This is a genomic window from Mycobacterium sp. NGS27 (assembly GCF_059813005.1).
In genome coordinates this window covers 106,445-129,140 of record NZ_JCALDT010000009.1, presented here as the reverse complement: position 1 = coordinate 129,140, position 22,696 = coordinate 106,445, and the positions used below count along the sequence as shown (strand labels likewise).

At 68.3% G+C, this 22,696-nt stretch carries 21 protein-coding genes; 3 read left to right on the top strand and 18 right to left on the bottom strand.

Annotation, left to right across the window (positions count from 1 at the left end; all coding sequences use genetic code 11):
- Positions 1-45: 45 nt before the first annotated feature.
- From AC5Y30_RS22265 to AC5Y30_RS22235, 7 genes are read right to left on the bottom strand one after another with little or no spacing between them, the layout of a single operon-like run.
- The gene (locus tag AC5Y30_RS22265; protein WP_499921047.1) at positions 46-819 is read right to left on the bottom strand and encodes a class II aldolase/adducin family protein; all 774 of its coding nucleotides are present in this window, start codon (positions 817-819) and stop codon (positions 46-48) included.
- A complete protein-coding gene (locus AC5Y30_RS22260; RefSeq protein ID WP_499921045.1) occupies positions 806-2,428 on the bottom strand; it encodes a class I adenylate-forming enzyme family protein in 1,623 nt (540 codons plus the stop codon). Before AC5Y30_RS22260 ends, AC5Y30_RS22265 begins: the two co-directional genes overlap by 14 nt.
- Positions 2,429-2,464: 36 nt before the next feature.
- Positions 2,465-2,746: a hypothetical protein gene (locus AC5Y30_RS22255; protein ID WP_499921043.1), complete on the bottom strand. Its 282-nt coding sequence runs from the start codon at positions 2,744-2,746 to the stop codon at positions 2,465-2,467.
- A 37-nt stretch (positions 2,747-2,783) separates the two neighbouring features.
- Positions 2,784-3,323, bottom strand: a complete 540-nt coding sequence (locus AC5Y30_RS22250) for a hypothetical protein (protein WP_499921041.1) — start codon at positions 3,321-3,323, stop codon at positions 2,784-2,786.
- A complete protein-coding gene (locus tag AC5Y30_RS22245) occupies positions 3,316-4,632 on the bottom strand; it encodes a molybdopterin-dependent oxidoreductase (RefSeq protein ID WP_499921039.1) in 1,317 nt (438 codons plus the stop codon). Before AC5Y30_RS22245 ends, AC5Y30_RS22250 begins: the two co-directional genes overlap by 8 nt.
- A 60-nt stretch (positions 4,633-4,692) precedes the next feature.
- Positions 4,693-6,102, bottom strand: coding sequence for a fatty acid desaturase family protein (locus AC5Y30_RS22240; protein WP_499921129.1), 1,410 nt, complete (start codon positions 6,100-6,102; stop codon positions 4,693-4,695).
- Positions 6,103-6,115: 13 nt separating this feature from the next.
- Positions 6,116-7,213, bottom strand: a complete 1,098-nt coding sequence (locus AC5Y30_RS22235) for a ferredoxin reductase (protein WP_499921038.1) — start codon at positions 7,211-7,213, stop codon at positions 6,116-6,118.
- Between the two features lie 240 nt (positions 7,214-7,453).
- Between AC5Y30_RS22235 and AC5Y30_RS22230 the strand changes: the two genes are divergently transcribed.
- A complete protein-coding gene (locus AC5Y30_RS22230; RefSeq protein WP_499921036.1) occupies positions 7,454-8,326 on the top strand; it encodes a DMT family transporter in 873 nt (290 codons plus the stop codon).
- A 13-nt stretch (positions 8,327-8,339) separates the two neighbouring features.
- Here the strand turns inward: AC5Y30_RS22230 and fadD1 are convergent, their stop codons facing one another.
- Genes fadD1 through AC5Y30_RS22185 form a run of 9 tightly spaced genes read right to left on the bottom strand, consistent with a single transcriptional unit; the run spans position 8,340 to position 17,401 of the window.
- A complete protein-coding gene (fadD1, locus tag AC5Y30_RS22225; protein WP_499921035.1) occupies positions 8,340-9,959 on the bottom strand; it encodes a fatty-acid--CoA ligase FadD1 in 1,620 nt (539 codons plus the stop codon).
- The gene (locus tag AC5Y30_RS22220) at positions 9,956-11,551 is read right to left on the bottom strand and encodes a flavin-containing monooxygenase (RefSeq protein WP_499921033.1); all 1,596 of its coding nucleotides are present in this window, start codon (positions 11,549-11,551) and stop codon (positions 9,956-9,958) included. The genes fadD1 and AC5Y30_RS22220 overlap by 4 nt, the downstream gene beginning before the upstream one ends.
- Positions 11,548-12,540 (bottom strand): alpha/beta hydrolase, encoded by a 993-nt coding sequence (locus AC5Y30_RS22215; protein WP_499921032.1) that lies wholly within the window; start codon positions 12,538-12,540, stop codon positions 11,548-11,550. Before AC5Y30_RS22215 ends, AC5Y30_RS22220 begins: the two co-directional genes overlap by 4 nt.
- On the bottom strand, positions 12,537-12,938 hold the full coding sequence (locus tag AC5Y30_RS22210; RefSeq protein WP_499921030.1) for a Zn-ribbon domain-containing OB-fold protein: 402 nt from the start codon (positions 12,936-12,938) through the stop codon (positions 12,537-12,539). Before AC5Y30_RS22210 ends, AC5Y30_RS22215 begins: the two co-directional genes overlap by 4 nt.
- Positions 12,939-12,940: 2 nt before the next feature.
- Complete coding sequence (locus AC5Y30_RS22205) at positions 12,941-14,143, bottom strand: thiolase family protein (RefSeq protein WP_499921028.1); 1,203 nt, start codon at positions 14,141-14,143, stop codon at positions 12,941-12,943.
- The gene (locus AC5Y30_RS22200; RefSeq protein ID WP_499921026.1) at positions 14,140-14,586 is read right to left on the bottom strand and encodes a MaoC/PaaZ C-terminal domain-containing protein; all 447 of its coding nucleotides are present in this window, start codon (positions 14,584-14,586) and stop codon (positions 14,140-14,142) included. The genes AC5Y30_RS22205 and AC5Y30_RS22200 overlap by 4 nt, the downstream gene beginning before the upstream one ends.
- Positions 14,587-14,594: 8 nt before the next feature.
- The gene (locus AC5Y30_RS22195; RefSeq protein ID WP_499921024.1) at positions 14,595-15,095 is read right to left on the bottom strand and encodes a MaoC family dehydratase; all 501 of its coding nucleotides are present in this window, start codon (positions 15,093-15,095) and stop codon (positions 14,595-14,597) included.
- Positions 15,092-16,207 carry an acyl-CoA dehydrogenase family protein gene (locus tag AC5Y30_RS22190; RefSeq protein ID WP_499921022.1) on the bottom strand — a complete coding sequence of 372 codons (1,116 nt, stop codon included), beginning with the start codon at positions 16,205-16,207 and terminating at the stop codon, positions 15,092-15,094. The genes AC5Y30_RS22195 and AC5Y30_RS22190 overlap by 4 nt, the downstream gene beginning before the upstream one ends.
- Before the next feature lie 15 nt (positions 16,208-16,222).
- On the bottom strand, positions 16,223-17,401 hold the full coding sequence (locus AC5Y30_RS22185) for an acyl-CoA dehydrogenase family protein (RefSeq protein ID WP_499921128.1): 1,179 nt from the start codon (positions 17,399-17,401) through the stop codon (positions 16,223-16,225).
- Between the two features lie 238 nt (positions 17,402-17,639).
- On the opposite strand from AC5Y30_RS22185, the gene AC5Y30_RS22180 reads away from it, so the two are divergent.
- The gene (locus tag AC5Y30_RS22180; RefSeq protein WP_499921020.1) at positions 17,640-17,804 is read left to right on the top strand and encodes a hypothetical protein; all 165 of its coding nucleotides are present in this window, start codon (positions 17,640-17,642) and stop codon (positions 17,802-17,804) included.
- Positions 17,805-17,811: 7 nt separating this feature from the next.
- Here the strand turns inward: AC5Y30_RS22180 and AC5Y30_RS22175 are convergent, their stop codons facing one another.
- Positions 17,812-20,478, bottom strand: a complete 2,667-nt coding sequence (locus AC5Y30_RS22175) for an ATP-binding cassette domain-containing protein (RefSeq protein WP_499921018.1) — start codon at positions 20,476-20,478, stop codon at positions 17,812-17,814.
- A 116-nt stretch (positions 20,479-20,594) separates the two neighbouring features.
- Complete coding sequence (locus tag AC5Y30_RS22170) at positions 20,595-21,638, bottom strand: alpha/beta hydrolase (protein WP_499921016.1); 1,044 nt, start codon at positions 21,636-21,638, stop codon at positions 20,595-20,597.
- A 205-nt stretch (positions 21,639-21,843) separates the two neighbouring features.
- Here AC5Y30_RS22170 and AC5Y30_RS22165 point away from each other — a divergent pair, with 205 nt between their 5' ends.
- The gene (locus tag AC5Y30_RS22165; protein WP_499921014.1) at positions 21,844-22,689 is read left to right on the top strand and encodes an SDR family NAD(P)-dependent oxidoreductase; all 846 of its coding nucleotides are present in this window, start codon (positions 21,844-21,846) and stop codon (positions 22,687-22,689) included.
- Positions 22,690-22,696: the final 7 nt, after the last annotated feature.

The window sequence follows — 22,696 nt, the reverse complement described above, 5'->3', positions numbered from 1 at the left end:
ATCGTCGGCGTGTCGCCGCCGTGGGTGCACACCCGACGACGCGGTTCACGTGAGCACATCGGCGTCGGCCTTGATGGTCATGCGCGCCGCCCCGGCCCAATACACGTCGGCGGCCCGTTCGATCAGCGACCGTTGCATGCCGGCCATGTCCGACCAATTCATGGTCACCGGATCCCTTCCGGTGAGCATGACGTCGTAGGCCAGCTTGCAGACTCGCTCGATGGAGGCCGCCCGGTAGACGGCTTCGGGCAGGTTGCGGCCGGTCGCGATCACGCCGTGGCTGGCCAGGATGGTCAGGTTGGCGCCCCCGATCCGGGCGGCGAGTTCCCCGGCGCGCGCGGGGCTGTCGATCTCGCCGTCGTAGGTGTCGACCAGGCACAGGTCGTCGAGGAAGAGCGAGCCGGTCTGGTGCACCAGCTCGGGCAGCCTGCCCAGCGCTGCCAGCACGCAGACGTAGTACGGATGGTTGTGGATCACCACGCGGGCGTCGTCGCGGGCCCGGTGCAGTTCGGTGTGGATGTGGATGGCCGGGGTGACGTCCCAGCGCCCGCTGACCACGCGCGCGTCGCCGTCGACCACGCAGATATCGGAGGCGGTGATCTCCTGCCACCACAGCCCCCACGGGTTGACGAGCATGTCGGTCTGCCCGTCGAGCTGCCAGGTGATATGGCCGGCCATGTTCTCGGCGAACCCGATGCCGGCCAGGTGACGGAAGGCGACGGCCAGCGCCTGCTCGTTGGACAGGTCGACACCGATGGGGGGAACCACCGACGGCGCCCAGACTTCCAACCCGCCGCGGCGTGCATCAGGAGCGTTCATGGCCGGCCTCCGTTCTGGCTTCAATATCCTCGCGCAGGCGGGCTTTGGCTATCTTTCCGCCGGATGACCGGGGCAGCTCGTCGAGAACGATCAGCCGTTCAGGCAGCAGTTCCTTGGAAACCCCCAGCGCCAGCAGGTGTTCGACGAGGCCGGGCAGGTCGAGGGTGGCAGAGTCGGCGAGTTCGGCATAGAGGCAGACCTTTTCGCCGAACACCGGGTCGGGCATCGCGACCGCGGCCGCTATCGCGATGCCCGGATGCGTCATGACGGCGTCCTCGACCTGGCTCGCACTGATGTTCTTGCCGCCGCGCACGATGAAATCGGACGTGCGCCCGGTGACGCGCAGATAGCCGTCGGCGTCGATTTCACAGATGTCGCCCATGCGCATCCACCCGTCGGGGGTGAACAGCTTGTCGTGGTCGGTGCCGCCGAGGTAACCGAGGCTGGTCGCCGGGCCTCGGCACGCGGGCTGGCCGCGCCCGGTCGCAGTCACGTCGCGGTCTCCGTCGAACAGCCGGACGTTCATTTCGGCAACGACGCGGCCACCGGTGTGCAGCCGCCGCTCGCGCGAGTCGTCGACCGTGGTCGCGCTGAGCAGCCCGGTCTCGTTGGAGCCGTAGAACTGCAGGATCTTGGCGCCGGTGAGGTCCTCGAATTCGGCCGCCGGGCGATACGGCAGCGCCTCCCCGCCGGTGTAGACGAGTCGCAGCGAACTGAGGTCGTAGCCGTGGCTGGCCGGATCCGCCATCAGCATGGTCAATTGTGTGCTGACGCAACATAATACGGTGACCTTGTGTCGGACTATCGCCTCGCAGGTGGCTTTGGTGGTGAACCGGCCCAGGATCACCGCGGTGGCGCCAAGGTAGATCGGGGTGGTGTGGCTGGTCCACAGCCCGAACCCGAAGGGGGTGGGAATGACCGGCAGGAACACCTCGTCGCTGGTCAGTCGCCCGTTGACGACGGCCTTCTGGTGGAAGTAGTGCCAACGGTTCTGGGTGTGCACGACGCACTTGGGCAGCCCGGTGGTCCCGGACGTGGAGTTGATCAGGAACATGTCATCGGGGCCGAGTTCGCAGCCGGGCGGCAAGGCTTTGGGATCGGTGTCGACATCGAAGCGAAGCGTCCCGCCGTCGCGGCTCAGCACCATGCCGGGCACCCGCAGTTCGTCGGCCACTTCCGCGGCGGCCGCGGCGTGTTCCGGATCGCTGATCAGGATTTTCGGTTGGGCGCTGCGCAGAATCGCCGACGCCTCGCGGATGCCGGCGCGCGCGCCGATACCGACAACCACCGCCGCGCAGCGTTCGATCGCCACGAACAGCACGTGAATGGCGGCGGAGTCGCCGTGCCATACCGCGACCCGGTCGCCGGGCATGATGCCGAACCCGGCCAGCGCTTCGGCTAATCGCGTTGCCGCGCTATCGAATTCACGCCAGGTGAAAGCCGATCCGCCGTCATCGAGATAGGCGGGACGATGCGGTGTCCGTTGGGCATTGCGGCGGGCCGCGTCGGAGAGCGTCGAATCGCACCACCAGCCGGCGGCGCGAAACCGGGCCGAGTCCTCGTCGGTGAAAGCCGGCGAGCCCGCGGTTTCCAGCCCACCGGCGCTCATCACCAAATGATAGGAAAACCCCCGGCGGTTTCTGCGCTAGGGATTCTGCGGGGCGGGCGCGGCGTGCTGATCGTTGTCGACGCTCGGGGGGCGTGGGTGCGGCTTATGGCAATCACGAGTGCACCCGCAGTTCAGGCCGATGATGCAGCCGCCTCCCCCGACCGGTTGCACGGGCACGGCACCACCCGGAGCCGGTGGCGGGACCGATGAATCGGCGATCGCCGCCGGCGCGGCACCGGTCGTAAGACCGGCCGCCAGGACAAGCGCGGCGACGCACCCGCCCAGCGCGGCGCGTGTCACGGCGTTCGTGGTCCCCATGCGAAACAACACTAGTTGCCGTTGGCGAATACGCAGGTCACGCGCGGGGGTTTGCCGTCGCCCCGTCATCGCGGGAAGTGGGCCGGTGCGACCGCGCCCGTCGGCGCGCCATTGCCAGCCGTAGGGCATACATTCCGGCGCTCACCGCGAACATCGCGGCCGTCAGCAGCAGCCACCGACCGAGGAACGGGTCCTGGGTCTGACCGGTTGCGGCCCGGTAGGTGCCGGCACCCTGCCTGACGATGCCCGGCAGGAACACCAGAAACGTGAGCCCCGCGCCCAGCGCGGGCACCCGGAGGTGATTGAGCACCGGCACACCGGCGCGCGCCGGAGCAGGCCGCGCGCGGGCGCGTGACAGCAGCCGGTCAACAAAGGCGTAAACCGGAAACAACACGAGGTCGTGGGCGACGATGGCCGCGGCGAACCACACGATGATCGACTGCCACCAGACGTGTGGGTTCCACAACGTGACCGGTCTGGCGACGGCGATGACGTAGCCCAGCAGTGCGAATCCGGCGATCATCGTCAGCAGGTGCAAGGGGCGGGAGCCGTAGAGCCGCGCGAAGGCGCTACGCACGGGCGGCCGTCCGAAAGGCAATCGCGGCAACCCATTTGGTGTTGTGCACGCCGGGGAGGGCGGGCACGATGATCCGCGCGGGGAAGCCGTGGTCCGGGGACAGGTCGTTGCCGTTCACGCGCAGCGCCAGCAGCGCGTCCGGGTGCAGGACCTGGTTGCGTTGCAGCGTCGCGCCGGCGAAGGCGCCGGAGTGTTCCAGCGACGACACCCGCGCGGATCCCGGTACCGGCACGCCGGCCAGCCGGGCGAGGTCGGCCAGTCGCACGCCAGTCCACGTTTGGGTGGTCGACCAGCCTTCGACGCAGGCGATCGGCAGGACGGCCGTGTGCTGCGGCATCGCCAGCAGCGCCGCGCGGTCCAGCGTGACCGGGCGGGGACTACCGTTCAGGGTGAGCCGCCAGCGCTCCATGGTGTCCCGGACCGAGATGCCGGCCGCCGCCGCGGTGCGATTGATTTGGAAGTCCCCGGATCCCCCGCCAGGGAGACGCCCACGCGGCAGCAACAGGGCGGCGGGCCGGGTGAAGCCCCCCAGCGTCTGGCCGGCGGTGAGCACCGCGGTGAACAGCGCGCCGCCGCCCACCAGCGCCAGGGCGCCGCGGCGGCTCATCGTGGCCGGACCGGGTTCGGCGGCGACCAGACCGTCGGACCGCCACGGCTCGGGCTCGGTGTCGGCCCGGCCGGTACGCAGCACGTCCCGCAGCGAAAGCGAGCGCAGGCCCGCCCACATGCGCCGGCCCTTGATCGCGACGTGCATGACGAAGCCGGCGATGAACACCCAGGCGCCGAAGTAGTGCGCGGTGTAGAAGCTGAAGCCGAAGATGTAGTCGTACTGGATGTTCAGCACGCCGGTCACGATCTCGAACAGGATCCCGCCGACCAGCATCAGCAGCGAAACCCGTTCCAGCAGTTGGGCGATGGACCGCGCCGGCGGGAACACGAAGAGCCGCGGGATCACCGACCACAGCTTGGCCAGCACCACCGGGATGAGGACGAGCCCGAGCCCGACATGAAGCCCTTGGGTCAGCCGGTATAGCCATGACGGATCGGTGGGCCAGTCGAAGGCCGGCAGTGTGAGCCAGCCGACGTCGGCGGGGATGGCTTGGCCGAACCTCGGCCCGTAGGCGACGTAGGACAGCAGACCGGTGAGAATGACGATCGGCAACGTCACCAACAGCACCGAGCCGAACACCGACGTCAGCCACGGCCCCCGCAACGGGCTGCGCCATAACCGGGCGGGAAACCCGGGAGCGTCGGAATCTGTCGTCGGCCGGGTGTCTTCAACATCGGATCTGCGGAGGCGGTGCACCATCGCTGATCTTCCACGACGGCGCGCCGAAAAGAGTTCAGATTCGACAATCTGCGCCGAACGTCAGTCCTTGCCCCGCGGCGGCGGCTGCACCTCGACGCCGGTGGAATCGTGTTCGGGACCCGCCGACGGGTGCTCGGCGGGCACACGGTCACGGTGACGGGTGCCCTCGCTCTGCCGCTCGGGGTCGGGCCGATGGACGTTGCCGTGGTACGGACCGGGCTTCGGTCGGGGCTTTCCCCCCGGGAAGGCCAGGCGGAAGATGCTGCGGTGCACCGTCCCCCACTGCTTGCCGAACGGGCCGGAGTTGTAGGGCAGCTCGTAGCGCTCGCAAATGTCTTTGACCTGCGGGGCGATCTCGGAGTATCGACTGCTCGGCATGTCCGGGTACAGGTGATGCTCGACCTGGTAGCCGAGATTGCCGCTGATGATGTGGAACAGCGGGCTGCCGTCGATGTTGGCGGCGCCGAGCAATTGCCGTACATACCAACCGCCGCGCGTCTCGTTCTCGGTCTCTTCCTGCGTGAAGGTGTACGTCTGGTCCGGGAAGTGGCCGCAGAAGATGATCGCGTGCGCCCACACGTTGCGGATGACGTTGGCGAGCGCGTCGGCGGCCAGGGTGCGCAGATAGGTACTTTCGACGCCCGGCGCGACTTTGTCGAGGAAGTTCGCGGCGGCGCCGATGCGGCCGCCCTTCGACACCTTGCGCAGCCTCCTGGCGACGCGCGACTCCGCCGGCTGTTCGAGCCGGCCCCGCGACGCCAACTGGGTGAGCGCGAAGGCGCCGGCGCTGATCAAAGGCCAACCGAGGTAGTCCTTGACCACCTGCGCGCGCGCTTTCACCCCGATGCCTTTCAAGTCCTTACGCACTTCCGACCAGGGCTTCTCCCGCTTGCGGATGGCATCGATATCCATGTCGTGCACGGCGACGCCCCATTCGAACAGCAGCGTGAGCAGCAGGTTGTACAGCGGCTGGAACAGAAAGCGGGGCTCCCACTTCTGGTTCGGGTCGATCCGCATGATCTCGTAGCCGAGATCCTTGTCCTTGCCGAGGATGTTCGTGAAGGTGTGATGGATGTAGTTGTGGGAGTGCTTCCACGATTCGGCGGTCGACGCCGTGTCCCAGTCCCACACCGAAGAGTGGATGTCTGGATCGTTCATCCAGTCCCATTGGCCGTGCATCACGTTGTGACCGATTTCCATGTTTTCCAAGATTTTGGCCATGGACAGGCACGCGGTGCCCAGCAGCCACGCGGTTTTCGAGCGCGACGCCAGCAACAGCACCCGGCCTACCACGACGATTTGTCGCTGCGCCGAGATGACGTTCTTGATGTACCGGCGGTCGCGGTCGCCGAGGTCGGCGAACACCTCGTCGTGGATCGCGTCGAATTCCTTTGCGAGCTTCTCCAGCTCTTGTTCCCCCAAGCGGGAAAGCGGTGAATCCCCAGCCCTTTTCACGGCAGTCGTCACCAGCCGCTCCTTCCGATCACAGTTCGAGTTCGACGTCGCCTTCGGCGGTGTTGATGCAGATCCGCACGTCTTGCTCCGTCGGTTCGATCACATCGCCCGAGCGCAGGTCACGCAGTTTGCCCGATTTCAGCGTGCCGACACAGGTATGACAAATTCCAATTCGACAGCCGAACGCGAGATTGAGACCGGCCTTCTCGCCGGCCTCGAGAATCGAAGTGCCGCCGTCACATTCGACTTCCTTGTCGCTGTCGAGGAAGCAGACGGTCCCGCCCTCGCCGGCGTTGGCGTCGCCGCCGATCTTGGGCTGGAACCGCTCGAAGTGCAGGCGTTCGCAATCCCCGTTCGCTTCCCAGTGCTCGATCAGAGCGTCGAGCATCTCACCGGGTCCAGAACAGAACGCCTCGCGCTCGCGCCAGTCCGGGCACACGTCATCGAGGTCCTCGGGTGTCAGCCGCCCCTGCTCAGAGGTGAGCCTCAGATCCAGCCGCATTCCCTGGTGGCGTTCCTCGAGCTCTTCCAAGGCGGGCAGGAACATGGCCTGCTCGCGGGTCCGCGCGGAATGAATGACGACCGCGTCCCGCAATTCGTCGCGATGGTCGAGGTCGCGCAGCATGCTGATGATCGGCGTGATGCCGCTTCCGGCGCTGATGAAGAGCATCTTGGCCGGCACCGGCTCGGGCAGCGTGAAAACGCCTTCGATCTCGCCCAGCCGCACCAGATCGCCCGGCTGAATCTTGTGTACGAGATACGGCGATACGACACCGCCGTCGACCCTCTTCGGGGTGACGCTGATCAGGCCGTCTTCCGGCCTGGGGTCCGAGGTAAGGGAGTACGCGCGCCAGTGGTACACACCGTCGATCACCACGCCGAGGCGTACGTACTGACCGGGCTTGTGGCCGGGCCACTCGTACCCCGGGCGAATCAGAACGCTGGCCGCTTCCGAGCCCTGCGCCTCGATGCCTTCGACCTTCCCGCGCAATTCCTTGGTGGTCCACAGCGGGTTGATCATCTCGAGGTAGTCGTCCGGCTGCAGCGGGCTGAACAGACGCCGCACCGCTCGCAGAAACAACCGGCGTCCGCGGGGGACGCGGGGCTCGGCGCCACGTTCAGCCATATCGCCAGAGTACACAGTTGTACACCGACTCTAAACATTAATTCGAATATCGTTGTCGCACAGGGTTAGACACATGCGCAACGCGCGTACAGCGAATTTCAGCCGTTCACTAGCTATTGCGTGCTCGATTTCGGCCGTGGCGATGGATACCTGTGAGGTGCCCAGGACACGGGGCACCCAAACGTTTGTTCACGCTATTCAAGGGTCATGCGCTGCAACGGCCGGCCGCCGCCGCGCCTAATGTCGGTGAATATGCTGATCGGCTTCCTCCTCGCGCTGGGCTGCGCGCTGTGTTACGGGACGGCGACCGTGCTGCAAGCCGCGGGGACGCGATCGGTGGAGGCGGGCAGCGGATCGGGTGTCGACGCGGTGTTGCTGTTGCGGGCCGTCCGGCAGTGGCGCTATCTGGTCGGGGTAGGCCTCGACGTCGTCGGGTTTGCGCTGCAGGTCGCCGCCCTGCGCCTGGTCCCGATCTATGTGGTCGCGGCGGCGCTGGCCGCCTCGATCGCCGTCACCGGCGTCGTCGCCGCCTGGGTGTTGTCGGCGCGCCTGTCGTCGGCCGAGTGGACGGCCGTCGGCGTCGTCTGCGTCAGCCTGGTCGTGCTCGCCCTGGCCGCCGGGCCGGGCCACTTTCGGCGGGCTCCGGCCGGGCTCGGCTGGGCGCTGCTGGGCGTGGTTGCCGCGATCTTCTTCGTCGGCGCGGCCGCCGGCCGCTTGCCCGACCGCGCCCGTGCACTCGCACTGGGGCTGGGCTCCGGAACCGGATTCGGGGTCGTCGAGGTGGCGGTGCGCCTGATCGAGGCGATCGATCCGACCAAACGCTCCTTCTACACCAACCCCGCCCTGTACGCGGCCGCCGCAGGCGGCGCCGCCGGCTTCCTGCTGCTCACCTCCGCGTTGCATCGCGGATCGGTCACCACGGCGGTCGCCGGAATGGTGGTGGGCGAAACGCTCGCACCCGCGTTCGTCGGGGTGGTGTGGCTGGGCGACACCGCGCGCGAGGGGCTCGGCTGGCTGGTGATCGCCGGGTTCGCCGTCGCCGTGTGCGGAACCATGGTGCTGGCGCGCTTCGGGGAGGCACCCCAGCCGGACCCCGTCGAGGAAGCGGGCTGAGGCCGCGGCCGGGTCATGCCCCCGAGACGCCGGATGCCGCACGGCCGGCGGCGTTTTCGCCCACCGGCGCATAACCGGTGCCGCGTGCCGGGCGCGTCCACAACTGCCCATCCTGTGCGGTGACACCCGCGGCGATCAGCGTGCGCTTGAGGATCTTGTTCGTCGCGGTCGCCGGCAGCTGATCGTTGATGCGCACATAGCGCGGCCACGCCTTCGGCGACAGGTCGGCCTGGGCGGCAAGGAATCTCTCGAAATCGTCCGGGCTCAGGCTCGCCCCGGGCCGCAGCACCAGGGCGGCCATCACCTGGTCGCCCACCCGGTCGTCGGGAACCGCGTACACGGCGACCTGGCTGATTGCGGACAGCCGCGCCAGAATTCGCTCGATCGGGCCGGCCGCCAGGTTCTCCCCGTCCACCCGCATCCAGTCGGCTGTCCGTCCGGCGAGATAGATCCAGCCGTCCGCGTCGCGGTAGGCCAGGTCACCCGACCAGTACATCCCGTGCCGCATCCGCTCGGCCGTGGCGCCCGGGTCGTTGTAGTAGCCGGCGAACGGCCCCGCACCCTGGGTGTTCACCAGCTCCCCGACGGCCTCGCCGAAGTTGGTCAACGCCCCATGCTCGTCGAACCGTGCGACCTCGCACTCCCGCAGCGTGGTCGAGTCGTAGATGCTCACCCCCGGATAGGGCTTGCCGATCGAGCCGGCCGGGGTGCCGTCTTCGCGCACCACGATGACCGCGAATTCGCTGGAACCGAAGCTGTCCACGACCCGGCACCCGAAACGTCTTGCGAACTCTGCGATATCGCGATCGGTGGCCTCGTTGCCGAACGCCACCCGCAACGTGTTGTCGGCGTCGTCGGGACGTTCGGGCGTGGACAGGATCAATGCCAGCGGCTTGCCGACGTAGTTGAGGTATGTGACCCGGTATCGCCGGACGTCGTCGAGGAAACGGGACGGCGAAAACCGCGCCGGCACCATGGTGGCCCCGCAGCCGATGGCGACCGCCCACCCGGCGGCGACGCCATTGGAATGGAAGAGCGGCATCGACAGGTAGCAGACGTCATCGGCGGTGACTTCGTATTGATAAATGAGGCTGGCACCGCACATGATCGCCATGCCATGGGCGAACCGGACCACCTTCGGGTCACCGCTGGTGCCCGAGGTGAAGATCATCATCAGGGTGTCGGCGGATTCCACCTCCCGGACCGGGACCAGCGGTGGCGCCGCGGCGACGGCTGCGGCGTAGCGACGGCCGGTCACATCGAGCACCTGAATGCCGTTGAGGTCCAACCCATCCAGCAGCTCGGCATGCTCGGGGTCGACGAGCAGCATCTGGCAGTCGGAGCGCCGGATATCGGACGACAAACCGGCGCCGCGCCTCGTGGTGTTGATCCCGCACAACACGTAGCCGCCCAGCGCGGCCGCCGCCATGGCCCGCAACATCGCCGGCGAGTTCCCCAGCAGCGCACCGACATGCACGGGTCGTCCCGGGTCCGCGAGGGAGATGAGCGCCGCGGCCTCCGCCTCTGCCTCGGCGAGATGCTCGCGCCAGGTCCACGTCCGCTCGCCGTGAACCAGCGCCGGGGTATCGTCGTGGCGACGTTGCCGCAGCAGCTGTTGAACCGTCTGAATCATCTTGTCGTGAACACCAGCCCCGCGTAGTCGTTGCGGGCCACCTCGTCGCAGTGGCGCCGGTAGGTCCCGAAGCCGCCGATGTAGGGCATGAAGACCCGCTTCTTGCCCTCGATGTTGGCGCCCAGGTACCAGGAGGATGCCGCCCTGGGGAACAGCGTGCGCTCGGCCGCCTGGGCCACATGCTGGGTCCAGGCGAGCGCCGCATCGTGGCGTGGCTCGACCTCGCTCACCCCCCGCCGTCGCGCGGTCCACACCAGCTGGGTGACCCAGTCGACCTGAACCTCGGCGTGCAGCACCATGTTCGCCAGCACCGACGGGCTGCCCGGCCCGCTGATGGTGAACAGGTTCGGCAGCCCCGGCACCATCAGGCCGAGGAAGGTCACCGGGCCGTCCGCCCAGGTATCGCGGAGTCGTTGTCCCCCTGGACCCTTCGGGTCAATTCGGGTCAACGCCCCGGTCATGGCGTCGAACCCGGTCGCGAAGACGAGCACGTCGCAGGGATATGTCGTTTCGGCGGTTCGTACGCCGTCCGCGGTGATCGCTTCGATGGGCTCGCGGCGCAGGTTGACCAGCCGGACGTTGTTGCGGTTGAACGTGGCGTAGTAGCCGTCGTCGGTACAGATCCGTTTGGTTCCGATCGGGTGATCGACCGGAATGAGATCCGTTGCGACGACGGGATCGGCGACGATCTCCCGGATCCGCTCCTCGGCGAACGCCCTGGCGACGTCGTTGGCCGACAGGTCGCTGGTCTGGTCGGGGAAGGTCTTGGCGAACAGGACACCGCCTTCACGCCAACGCTTCCACAGCGCTTCGGACCGCTCGTGAGCGTCGGTGTCGAGGGCATTCTTGTGATAGGTGCCGTGCGGTGTGCCGGCGGCCGCGTACGCGGAGGTCCGGCGGCGCTCGGGGTACTGCTCCTGGATCTGGCGCTGTTCCTCGACCGACCATGGCCGGTTGGGCATCGGGATGGTGTAGTTGGCGGATCGCTGGAATACCACCAGGTGATCGGCCTTGGCGGCGATGATCGGCGCCACCTGGATGCCGGACGATCCGGTGCCGATCAGGCCCACTCGTTTGCCGCGCAGCTCGGGATCGTCGCGGGGCCAGTCCGCCGTGAAATACACCTCACCCGAGAAGTCTTGGGCGCCGGGAATGTTCGGCCGGTTCACCGCCGACAGGCACCCGGTTGCGCACAGCAGGAATTGCGCGGCGAACGCCTCACCGGTCGCGGTGTCGACATGCCAGCGACCGCGCTCGAACGTGGCGCCGACGGCGTCGACGCCGAACCGATAGTGGCGCCGCAGATCGAAGCGGTCGGCGACGTGCCGCAGGTAGGCCAGGATCTCCGGCTGGGCGGCGAAGCGTTCGGTCCACTGCCAGCTCTGTTGCAGTTCTTCGTCGAAAGAGTAGGAGTAGTCGACACTTTCGACATCGCAGCGCGCGCCCGGGTAGCGGTTCCAGTACCAGGTGCCGCCCACGTCGGGCGCGGCCTCGATCGCGGTCACCGAAAGGCCCGCCGAGGCGGCCCGGTGCACGGCGTAGAGCCCGGCGAACCCGGCGCCGATGACGATGACGTCACTGACTTCGGTCACGACGCCGCGCTCCGATCCGCCGGATGCAGCAGCTCGCGCAGGTCGGCGCAGACCAGCTGCTGGGCCGATGCCGCGGGTGCAAACGCCTGGATCGTCATGAAGCCGTGGAACAACCCGGGAAAGTCCCGGTGCACGACGGGCACTCCCGCGTGGCGCAACCGGTGCGCGTAGTCGCAGCCCTCGCTGTGCAGGGGATCCAACCCGGCCGTCACGATCACCGCCGGCGCCAGGCCCGCATGGGTGTCCGCGCGGGCCGGGGCCACCAAATAGGGCGGATCGAAAACCGTTCGCGTGCCCAGGTATTGGTGCCAGTACCATTGCATCGCTGCGCGGGTATTGAAGTACCCGGTGGCGTAGCGGTGATAACTGTCGGTGTCGAACGTCGGATCGATCGCCGGGTAGATCAGCAGCTGCGCCGCGGGTGGTGTGACCCCGCGGTCGCGGCAGAGTAGGGCGGTGACCGCGGCCAGGTTGCCGCCGGCGCTATCGCCGGCAACCATGGTGCGTGCCGGGTCGATGCCCAAATCGGCGGCGTGGTCGACCGCCCAGCGGAACGCCGCGAACGCGTCGAGCGCCGCCGCCGGGGCGGGATGCTCGGGGGCCAGGCGGTAGTCCACGGACACCACGACGGCTTGGGCGCCCCGGGCCAGGGCCCGGCAGAATCCGTCGTGGGATTCGATGTCGCAGAAGACGAATCCGCCCCCGTGGTAGAACACGATCGCGGCTCGGTCCGCCGACGGCGCACCGTGGGGCTCGTAGATGCGTACCGGCACCGCCCCGTCGGGGCCTGAAACCATGCGGTCGGTGGCGCTGCGGACGTCGTCGAGATTGTTGACCGGCATGCGTCGCTCGGCCACCGCGGCGCGCGCCTGCGGGCCGGTCATGTTCTCGACGCGCGGGAACCCGGCGTTCAACTGGTCGAGCATCGCCTGCGCCGCGCCGTCGAGCGGGTCGTCCATGTGCACCTCCGACCTCGTCGCCAAGGTCATGCGGGCCGATACTTCAGGAGGGTGATGCCCTCTTCAGGCAGATCGTAGAACACCGGCTCCACCCGCATCCCGATCCGGATGTCGCCAGGATCGACGTCCACCAGTTCGGTGCTGAATTTCGGTCCGGCATCCCACTGCACCACCGCGAGTAGCTGCGGCAGCGCGTCGGCCCACGGCGGGCCGGTGGGCCGGCGGGCGATCGTGAACGTGTACAGCGTTGCGGCACCGTCGATTTCGCGCCACTCCAAGTCGTCGGCCAGCGTGCCCGGGGCCAGCGTGCGCGGATAGAACACGTAGCGCTGTGACGACGGCGAGTACTGCACCAGGATCCGGTGCTGCGCCAGGCCGTCCCAGAACGGCTGGGAGACGGGCGTGGGCTCCGGGACGGGATAGCTCATGCTTAATCCCCCCGCATGAGCAGTGCGACCTGCTCGCTCATGATGCCGCCGTTGCCGGTCACGAACGCCGTGTGGCAGTCGGGCACCTGCGCGTCCCCCGCCCGGCCCATGATCTGGCGGGCGCCGTCGACCACGTGGTGCATGCCGCCGGCCATGCCGGCCTGGCCGAAGGACAGCTGGCCCCCGGCGGTGTTGAGGGGGAAGTCGCCGCGGTAGGTCAGGTCGTGCTCGCTGACCCACGACATGCCTTCGCCTTTCGTGCAGAATCCGGCGTCCTCGAGGCTCATCAGCACCGTGATGGTGTAGCAGTCATAGATCGACGCGACGTCGACATCGGAACGGTCTAGCCCGGCCATCGCGAACGCCCGGTCGGCGGCCCGCGCGATCGGGGTGGACAACAGGTCCTCGGCGTAGGTCGGCGTCTTGAAGGCGATGTGTTCGCCGAAGCCCCTGATCCACACCGGGCGGTTGCGGCCGCGGCGGGCGATATCGGCGTTGGCGATCAGCACTCCCACTCCCCCGTGCACGCGCATCACCGTCTCCAGCAGGTGGATCGGGTCGGCGATCATCGGGCTGTCCAGCACGTCGTTCACCGTGATCGGGGTGCCGTGAAACACCGCGCCGGGATGCGCGCACGCGTTCGTCCGTTGGTCGACGGCGATCTTGGCGACCGCGGCCGGGTCGTACCCGAATTCCGCCGCATAGCGCTGAGCGATCTGCGCGTAGGGCGCATTCTGGCCCACGTTGCCGTAGGGGATCTCGAACTCGGCCTGCGGGGAGCCGTAGTTGTTCGACGACGCCCCATACCAATTCGGGTCGGGTTTGGGTCGGCGCTCGGACTGGGGCACCGACGCCGATCCCGGTACGACGGCGAGCGCGGCTTCGCAGATGCCGAGTTCGACGGCCGCCGCCGCACGCCAGATCATTCCGGCGGCGGTGGCTCCGCCGAGGTCGACCCGCTCACCGAAATCCAATGCCAGACCCAGGTATTCGCACAGGGTGGCCGGCGCGAACATGGCCGACTCGGCGACGCCGTGGGTCAGCAGACCGTTGACGCGGCGGGGCTCGACCCCGGCGTCCTCGATGACCATCTTCGCGAGCACCGCGTACTGGTCGAGGGTGAACAGCGGAGCGCGGGTGGGACGGCGCTGCGCGGGCAACTCCCCGATGCCGACTATTGCCGCCTCGCCGCGCAGCCCGGTCACCGCCGGGCTCCCCGCATCGGCAGCTCGACGGTCGCCGTCCCCGGCATCAGGATCGTGTCCCCGCGGCGCCCGGCGATGACGAGGTCGACCAGCCCGGTTCCCGTGTCGGTCAGCCGTTTACCGGTGACCTCGCCGCCGAAGCTGAGCGACTCACCGGGATACGCGACCGCCCGGTTCTGCACCGAGAACGACACCAGCCGCCCGCGCCCGCCCATCCAGTCGCCGAGTGCGCGGGCCAGCAACGCCGCCTGCAGCGGGCCGTGAACCAGGACGTTGTCGTAGCCTTCGGTGTCGCGCGCCCACTCTTTGTCGTAGTGAATCCGGTGGCCGTTGTAGGTGGCGGCGGAAAAGAAGAACATCTGGGTTTCGTCGACGGTGACGGTCAGCGTCGGAGTGTGCTCGCCGACGACGATGTCGTCGTAGAAGACCTGTTTTTCGGCCAATGGAATTCCTAGGGTCGCGCGATCATCGACGTCGAGGCTTCGGCCAGCAGGTCGCGATGCTGGTTGTGGTACACCGTGTGCCAGGTGACGAGCACGAATGCGCCGGAGCGGCCCCGCTTTTCGACGATCGAGGAGATGGTTCGGACCATCTCGATATCGTCGCGGTGATACGCGGGCAGGTGGAACGTGAAGCTCTCCCCGCCGGCCATCCGCTTGGGGGCGCGCGGAAACGCCAAACTGCCGGAGACCGCGCCGGACGACCCATCGGGACGCAGCGAACCCAGCGGCGATACGCCGAGGATCGCGTACTGCAGGAACAGCGGGGGGCAGATGATGTCGCGATATCCATTGGCCCTGGCGTAATCCGGGTCGAAATACAGCGGGTTGTGGTCGCCGACCGCCGCCGCCCAGCGTTGCCAATCGCGCCGGTTCACCTCGCCGGTTGCCGACGCGGCGACGGTGCCGACGCGCGACGCCGATTCCGCGTCGATCAGACTGTCCTCGCTCAACGGCGCTCCCCTTCATCTGTCTCGTGGTGCAGGCTCTGTTCGAGCCAGCCGGCGGCGATGTCGGCTCCGCCGCCGAAAGTCGAAGCGAACCTTGCCCGCTCGCTCCACAGGTGCAGGTCGGTCTCGGTGACGTACCCCATGCCCCCGTGCAGCTGATGGGCATCCAAGGTGATCAGCCGCGCCGCGGTGGCGGCGTGCATGCGTGCGATGGCCGTCTGCCTGCTGGCGGCGCGGCCGCGTCCCAGCCAGAACACGGCCGCGTGCGCGGCCAATCGCGCGGCCGACACGGCGATGTGCATGTTGGCGATCAGATGCTGGGCGGCCTGGAACGACGCGATGGGCCGGCCGAATTGATGACGCAGCTTGGTGTAGTCGACGGTGCGGTCCAGCACCGCCTGGCCGACTCCGACCAGATCCAGCGATCCCAGCGCCACCGCGGTGTTCGCCAGCCGGCGCAGCGCCGGTGTGGTGACCTCGAACGCCACGTCGGCGGCGACGCCGTCGAAGCGCAGCGTGAAGGCGCGGAGGCCACCGGCCATGTCGAGCGGTTTCACGTCGGCACCGCGGATGTCGACGACGAAGGCCAGGGTGCGCCCGCCCGCCGCGGCCGACACCACGACAAGATCGGCGACGTCGGCATCGAGGACGTAGTCCGCGGTTCCGTCGAGCCGCCAGCCGTGTGCGGCCCGATCGGCGCGCAGCGCGGGGGCGACGAGCGCGGCGTCGCGCGCGTTCCAGAGCGCGGTGGTGGCCCGTGCGCTTCCGGACGCGAGCGACGGCAGCCAGCGGGCCTTGTCGTCCGGCGAGCCGAGCTGGTCGATGGCCAGCGCGGCCACAACGCTGCTGTGCACGGTCGTCGGGCACAGCGCGCGGCCGCCCTCGGTGTAGAAGACGGCGAGGTCGTCGAGGGAGCCGCCGGCCCCGCCGTACTCCTCGTCGATGGCCAGGCCGAAGACGCCCGCACCGGCCAGCGCCTTCCACAATGCCGGCGTGCGGCGGTCCGCCCCGGGTTCGTCGAGTGCGCGCACCAGCTCGATGGGGTTCTCGGCGGCAAGCACTGCGCGCAAGGCGGCCGCGAACTCGCGCTGTTCGGCGGTGGGGATCGTCTTCATCCGCGGCGTTCTGAATCAGCGCCCATAGGAGGGCATTCCGTGCCCGCGCTGGGCGATGATGTCGCGCAGCACCTCGTTGGTACCGCCGCCGAAGCGCATCAGCGGGGCGGCCCGGTAGAGCCGCTCGAATTTGCCCGCCAGCGGGGCCTGCTCGCCGCGGTGCGCCAGCAGGCCGTCGGGGCCGAGGAGGTCGAGCGCCAGGTCGGCGATGCGCTGGCGTAGCTCGCTGGTGAACACTTTTTCGACGCTGACCTCGACGGTGGGTATCACGCCCGAATCCAGGATCGACGCCGCCTCGTAGCCCATCAGAACGGCCACCGCGACGTCGGCCTCCGCCTGCGCCAGCCGCCGGCGAAGCGACGGATCGTCGGCGGGCACGGTCCCGTCGCGCCGCGGGCGGCGCGCCAGCTCGTGCAATTCCTCGACGGCGCGCCGGAGGTCTCCGGCGTTGGTCAGCGCCCCGCGTTCGAGATCGAGCGCGCCGGTGATGTAGGTCCAGCCGCGGTTGACGTCGCCGACCAGGTTGGTAACCGGCACCCGCACGTCATGGAATCGCACCTCGTTGGTGCGATAGCCCGACCATGCGTACAGCGGACGGATTTCGACGCCCGGGCTGTCGATCGGCACGATGATGACCGAGATGCCGCGATGCCGGGCGCCACTGGGATCGGTACGCACACAGAGCCATTCGTGCGTGGCGCGCTGGGCGCCGCTGTTCCAGATCTTGGTGCCGGTGATCACCCATTCTTCGCCGTCCCGGGTGGCGCTGGTCCGCAGGCTGGCCAGGTCGGTGCCCGCATCCGGCTCGGAATAGCCGACCGCGCAGATCATTTCGCCCTGCGCGATCAGGGGCAGCCAGTCGGTCTTGTTGCGCTCGGTGCCGTGCCGCATGATCATCGGCGCCACGGATGTCACCGTCAGGTCGGGACCGGGCACGCCCCAATACTCGAATTCGCTCATCAACAGATGCAGGTACGTGGCGCCGAGGCCCAGCCCGCCGTACTCGCGCGGCCAGTTCAGTCCGAACCAGCCCTTGGCCCCGATCTTGCGCCGAAACCGGGCCACCTCGCCGTCGGGGAATTCCAAGTCGTGCTCGGCGAGCTCGGCGCGCAACTCCGGGGTGACGTTGACTGCGAGAAATTCACGAACCTCGGTGAGCCAGGCGCGCTGCCCACTGTCGAGTTCGAAATCCATTCCGGCGCCTGTGCCTTTCCGCATGCTTTCACCGAGCGTCGTCAGCGTAACGCCACGGCGAGATGGTGCCGGCAATTTCGGGCCGCGTCATGCTCGAGCGCCGTTCGGACTGTAAACACGCTGTCAAACTCCCGTTAATACGCGTCGACCCTCTCGCGGTCATCCGGACCGGCTGCGAAGATTGACGGATCGGCCGGTCGACGGGGACCAGGCATCCTGCCGAGCCCCAGGAGAAGTCATGCCCACTGTTGAGATGCGTCTCCGCGAAGATCTGCGCAATTACGCCGTCGAATTGCGGCAGCTGGCGTACACGCTGCCGCTGGGCGTGGGCGAGCACGACCCGCTGCAACTGTCCGACCGGATGCGTGCCGCGGCCGAACAGATGGTCCGCAAGGGCGCCTGAACGGGCCTCAGCCGCCGCGCAGGCGGATCTTGAAGCGCACGAAGCCCAGGTAGACGGCGCTGATGACGAACAGCATCCCGACGTCGAACCACCACGTCGCCGCGGTGTGCTTCCAGTGCGAGTCCTTCGGGGTGAGCGGCCCGGGCACCAGCTTGGTCAGGTCGGCGGTCGAGGCCGACGCCGCGAATCCCCACCGCGCCGGGGTAGCCCAGGACATCTGGTCGAGCCCGACGCGCGCGGTGACCGGAATCATTCCACCGGAGAACACCAGCTGCGACATGACGGCGACCACCAGCAGCGGCATGATCTGCTCGTTGGACTTGGCGACGGCCGACAGCGCCAGCCCCAGCATGGCCGACGCCACGCACGTCAGCGCGACGTCGGCGAACAGCTCCAGAGCCGGCTTGCCCAGCGCCACGGCGCCCTGAGTCGGGGCGCCCTTGCCGAGCACCGCGATGACGCTCACGATCGCCGACTGCACGATCGCGAACACCGTGTACACGCAGACCTTGGCCAACAGGTAGGCCGACGTAGACAATCCGACCGCCTGTTCCCGCAGGAAGATCGCGCGCTCACCGATGAGGTCGCGGATGGTCAGGGCGGTCCCCATGAACACCGCGCCGACGTTGAGCAGCACCAGGATCTGCCCGGGCTCGTTGGGCGCGGCGCCGAGCGGGTTCGGAATCCCGAAGCCGACATCGCCGGGCACCGACATGGACAACGACCCCATGATGAACGGCAGCAGCGCGAGGAACAGGAAGTAGCCGCGGTCCGAAATGATCAGCCGCATCTGGCGTCTGGCGATCGTGGAGAACTGCCGGACCAGGCTGGTGTGCGCGGGATCGCCCAGCTCGGCCGGTTTCTCGGCGGGCGGCGGAGCGGGCGGCGGGCCCGTTCGGGCCAGGTAGCGCGCCCGGGACCCGTCGGGATCGCTGGCGACGGTGCTGAAGATGTCGGCCCAGTTGGTGGTGCCCATTGCGGGACCGATCTGGCCGGGCGGCCCACAGAACGCCGTCTTGCCGCCGGGGGCCAGCAGTAGCACCTGGTCGCAGACGTCCAGGTAGGTCAGCGAGTGGGTGACCACCAGCACCACCCGGCCGGCGTCGGCCAGCTGCCGCAGCATGGTCATCACCTGGCGGTCCAGCGCCGGATCCAGGCCTGAGGTCGGCTCGTCGAGGATCAGCAGCGACGGCCCGGTGAGCAGCTCGAGCGCCACCGACGCGCGCTTGCGCTGGCCGCCGGACAGCTTGTCCACCCGGGTGTGCAGGTGCTGGGTCATCTCGAGTTCTTCGAGCACCCGCGCCACCACCTGGGCGCGGTCATCTTTCGTGGTGTCCGGCGGCAACCGCAGCTCCGCGGCGTACATCAGCGCCTGCTGCACGGTCAACTGTCCGTGCACCACGTCGTCCTGCGGCACCATCCCGATCCGGCTGCGCAAGGAGGCGTACTCGGCATGGATGTTGTGGCCCTCGAACGACACGGTCCCCGTCGTCGGGTGCGTGTACCCGGCGACCAAACGGGCGAAGGTCGACTTGCCCGCGCCGGACGGCCCGATGACGGCCGTCAGCGTGCCGGGCAGGGCGGTCAACGAGATGTTGTCGAGCAGCGTTTTGTTGTTCTCGATCGTCCAGGTCACCCCCCGCACATCGAGGCCGCCGCTGCGCGTCGCGGTCGCGGTCTGGTCGCGGCGGGCCAGGTTGCCGCCGTGGAAGACCAGGTCGATGTTGCCGATGGTGACCACGTCGCCGTCGTGCAGCACGGCCGAATCGACCCGGACGCCGTTGACGAAGGTGCCGTTGATGCTGCGGTTGTCGTGGATCTCGGTGCCGGTGGGCGTCGGAATCAGGGTCGCGTGGTGCCGCGATGCGAGCACTTCGGGGATGACGATGTCGTTGTCGTTGGCGCGCCCGATCTTGATCGCGCCCGGCACATCCGGGCCGGCCTTGCCCGGCCGCAGAATCTTCATCATCGACGTCGCGATGACCGACGCGTCACCGCCGGCGCGTCCCGTCTGGGGCGCCGCCGGCGCCGCGCTGGTCGGCGGCGCCGCGTGCGCCGAGGGCGACCGGTAAATCTGGGGGGCGGGTTGGGGTCCGCTCGGTGGGGGGCTCGGCGGACCGCTGGTCGCGGGCCGCGGCGGCGGCTCGGACGAATAGCTCGGCGTGGCTGCGCCGGCCGGCTGACTCGGCTGCGCCGTGGTGGGCGGATGGACGGGGTGCCGGAACGAGGCGGACGCCGGCTGCTGCGGCTGGCCGGGGTGCTGCGTGGCCCCTGGCAGACTCTGGGGCGCCCGTGCCCGCGGTACGGCGGGGTCGCTGACGATCGGTATCGACGTCGTCAGCGGGGGCCGCCCGGCCGAGCCCTGGTGGCGGCCGACCTCGAAGGTGAGCGCCGGGCCGTCCGGATTGCCGACGTTGACCCGCAGCCCATCCTGGATGTCGACGGCCGGGACGCGGCGGCTGTGGACGTAGAGGCCGTTGAGGCTGCCATTGTCGACGGCGATCCATCGGCCCTGGTCATACCGCACGATCAGGTGGGTGCGGGAGATCAGCGGATGGGCGACTCGCAGGTCGGCGCGAAGGTCACGCCCGATCACCACATCGTTGCCCGGCGCGAAGGTGCGTTCGGATCCCTCGTAGCGCACGGTCAGCGCAGGCGGGGCTGGTGAAGTCATCAGGACCAACTGTAACGGCAGCGGCGCGGCTCATGCGCGGGGTTGTTCGTCGGGCACTGTTGCCCCCAACCGCATCGCCGCGGGAAGCGCCTGCGGTGCAGTTACTTTCGACGCCTTCAACCGGCCACCGCGGCATTGCGCAGGCTGCGCAAGCTGAGGGCCTTGGCGCGAGCGCCGGTGACGTCCTTGACGAAGTCCCCCAGGTATTTGATCGCCCGCCTGCCCTCGGGCAAGATGTCGGCCGCTATCGGGAAGTCGTGGATCTGGCCGTCCCACAGGTGCAGATCGCAGTGGATCCCGCTGGCTTCCAAGCGCTTCGCCATCAGCTCGGCATCGGCGAGCAGCAACTCGTCCGAGCTGGCGTGGATCATCACCGGCGGTAACGAGGACAGATCGGCGTCCACCGGGGAGGCAACCGTGGAGTCGCCCCGGCCTTCCACCACCTGTGCGCTATCGAGGAATTGGGCGAACCGCGAGAAGGCCCGGCGGGTGAACATCGAGCACTTTCGCGCGTTGCGGTGCTTGAGTTTTCGCACCGGATCGGTGTCGGTGAACGGCGAGACGGTCGCGACTCCGGCCGGTTCCACGATTCCCTCCTGGATCGCCAGGAGCGTGGTCATGAACGCCAGGTATCCGCCCGCGGAGTCGCCGCCCACGACTATCTGGTCGCCGTCGAAGCCGTGATCCAGCAGCCAGCGCAGGCCGCTGATGCCGTCGTCGATGGCGTCGGTGATGTGATGCGCGGGCAGCTTGCGGTAAGCGACGGTGAGCACGGCGGCGTCGGCCGCCTGCGACAAGCGGGTCACCATCGAGCGGTGGGTGTTGAGGCCGCAGGTCAAAAACGCGCCACCGTGTAGATACAGGATTGCCCGCTCCCCCGACACGCCGGGAGCGCGAACCCATTCGGCGGCGCAATGGTCCAACCGCACCCGCTCGATCCTCGCTTTTGACCCGAATTGTGGGACCAGACCCGCGACTCCGTCCACGTACTCGAACGGCCAGTGCAGGTTCGGCGTCATGGCCCACGCGCGGACGGTGTTCTTCACGATGAGCCGACTGGCCAGCCCAACGGCAACCGACTGCGGACTATGACGGTGATGGACGCGCCGCGTCATCGCCACACTCGGCAGAATATGTGTCGGTTCGGCCGTGCTCGCCATTGATGTCAACCTCCTAAGTGGGGGGCGGATACCCGCCATCGTTGGTGGTTAACTGCAAATTAACGCGCGAGAAATGTTGTGTAGATCACTGTTTGCTGGCTGCAGAGACGGGTATCACCCGTTCATCTCTCTCGGGGCTTCCGCGCGGGTCTGCGCGGACCGGATCGGCTGTTGTTGAGGTCCCCGAATGGCCTATATATGAGCGATGGCACACGCTAAACCCGCGGAACCGCTGCTGACCGACCGGGTGGCGGTCGTCACGGGCGGCGCTGGGGGCATCGGCGCGGCGACCGCGGAGTTGTTCGCCCAACATGGTGCCGATGTGGTGATCGCCGACGTCGACGCCGACCTCGCCCGCGCGACGGCCGCCTCGATCACCGAATCCGGCGGGTCGGCTTCAGCCGTGGTCACCGACGTCCGAGACCCCGGCCAGGTCGCCCGCTTGGCCCGCACCGTGCTCGACCGGTCTGGCCGGGTCGACGTACTGGTCAACAACGTGGGCCATTGGCTGCGCCATCCCGGAAATTTCGTCGACACCGACCCGCAGCTGTGGGACGAGCTGTACCGGATCAACCTGCACCACGTCTTCCTGCTGACGCATGCGTTTCTGCCGGCTATGGTCGAGCGGCGCACGGGTGCGATCGTGAACGTCTCGTCGGTCGAGGGGCTGCGGGGCTACCCGGAGGACCCGGTGTATGCCGCCTTCAAATCCGCCGTCAACGCGTTCACTCGCAGCCTCGCGGTTCAAGTGGGCAACGACGGCGTGCGGGTCAACGCCATCGCGCCCGACGTCACCGAATCCCTGCAAGTGCCGTATTCGCAATGGCTTTCGGCCGACGAACAGACGCAATGGCCGCAATGGGTCCCTGTCGGGCGGATGGGCCTGCCCGAGGATCAGGCCAGGGTCATCCTGTTCTTGGCTTCGGATCTCTCGGGCTTCGTCACCGGCCACGTCATCCCCACCGACGGCGGTACCGGGGCTGCCGGCGGATGGTTCCGGTCCACGCGCCGGCCGGACCGCCAGTGGACAAATCGGCCCATTGCCCCCTGATCGGGGG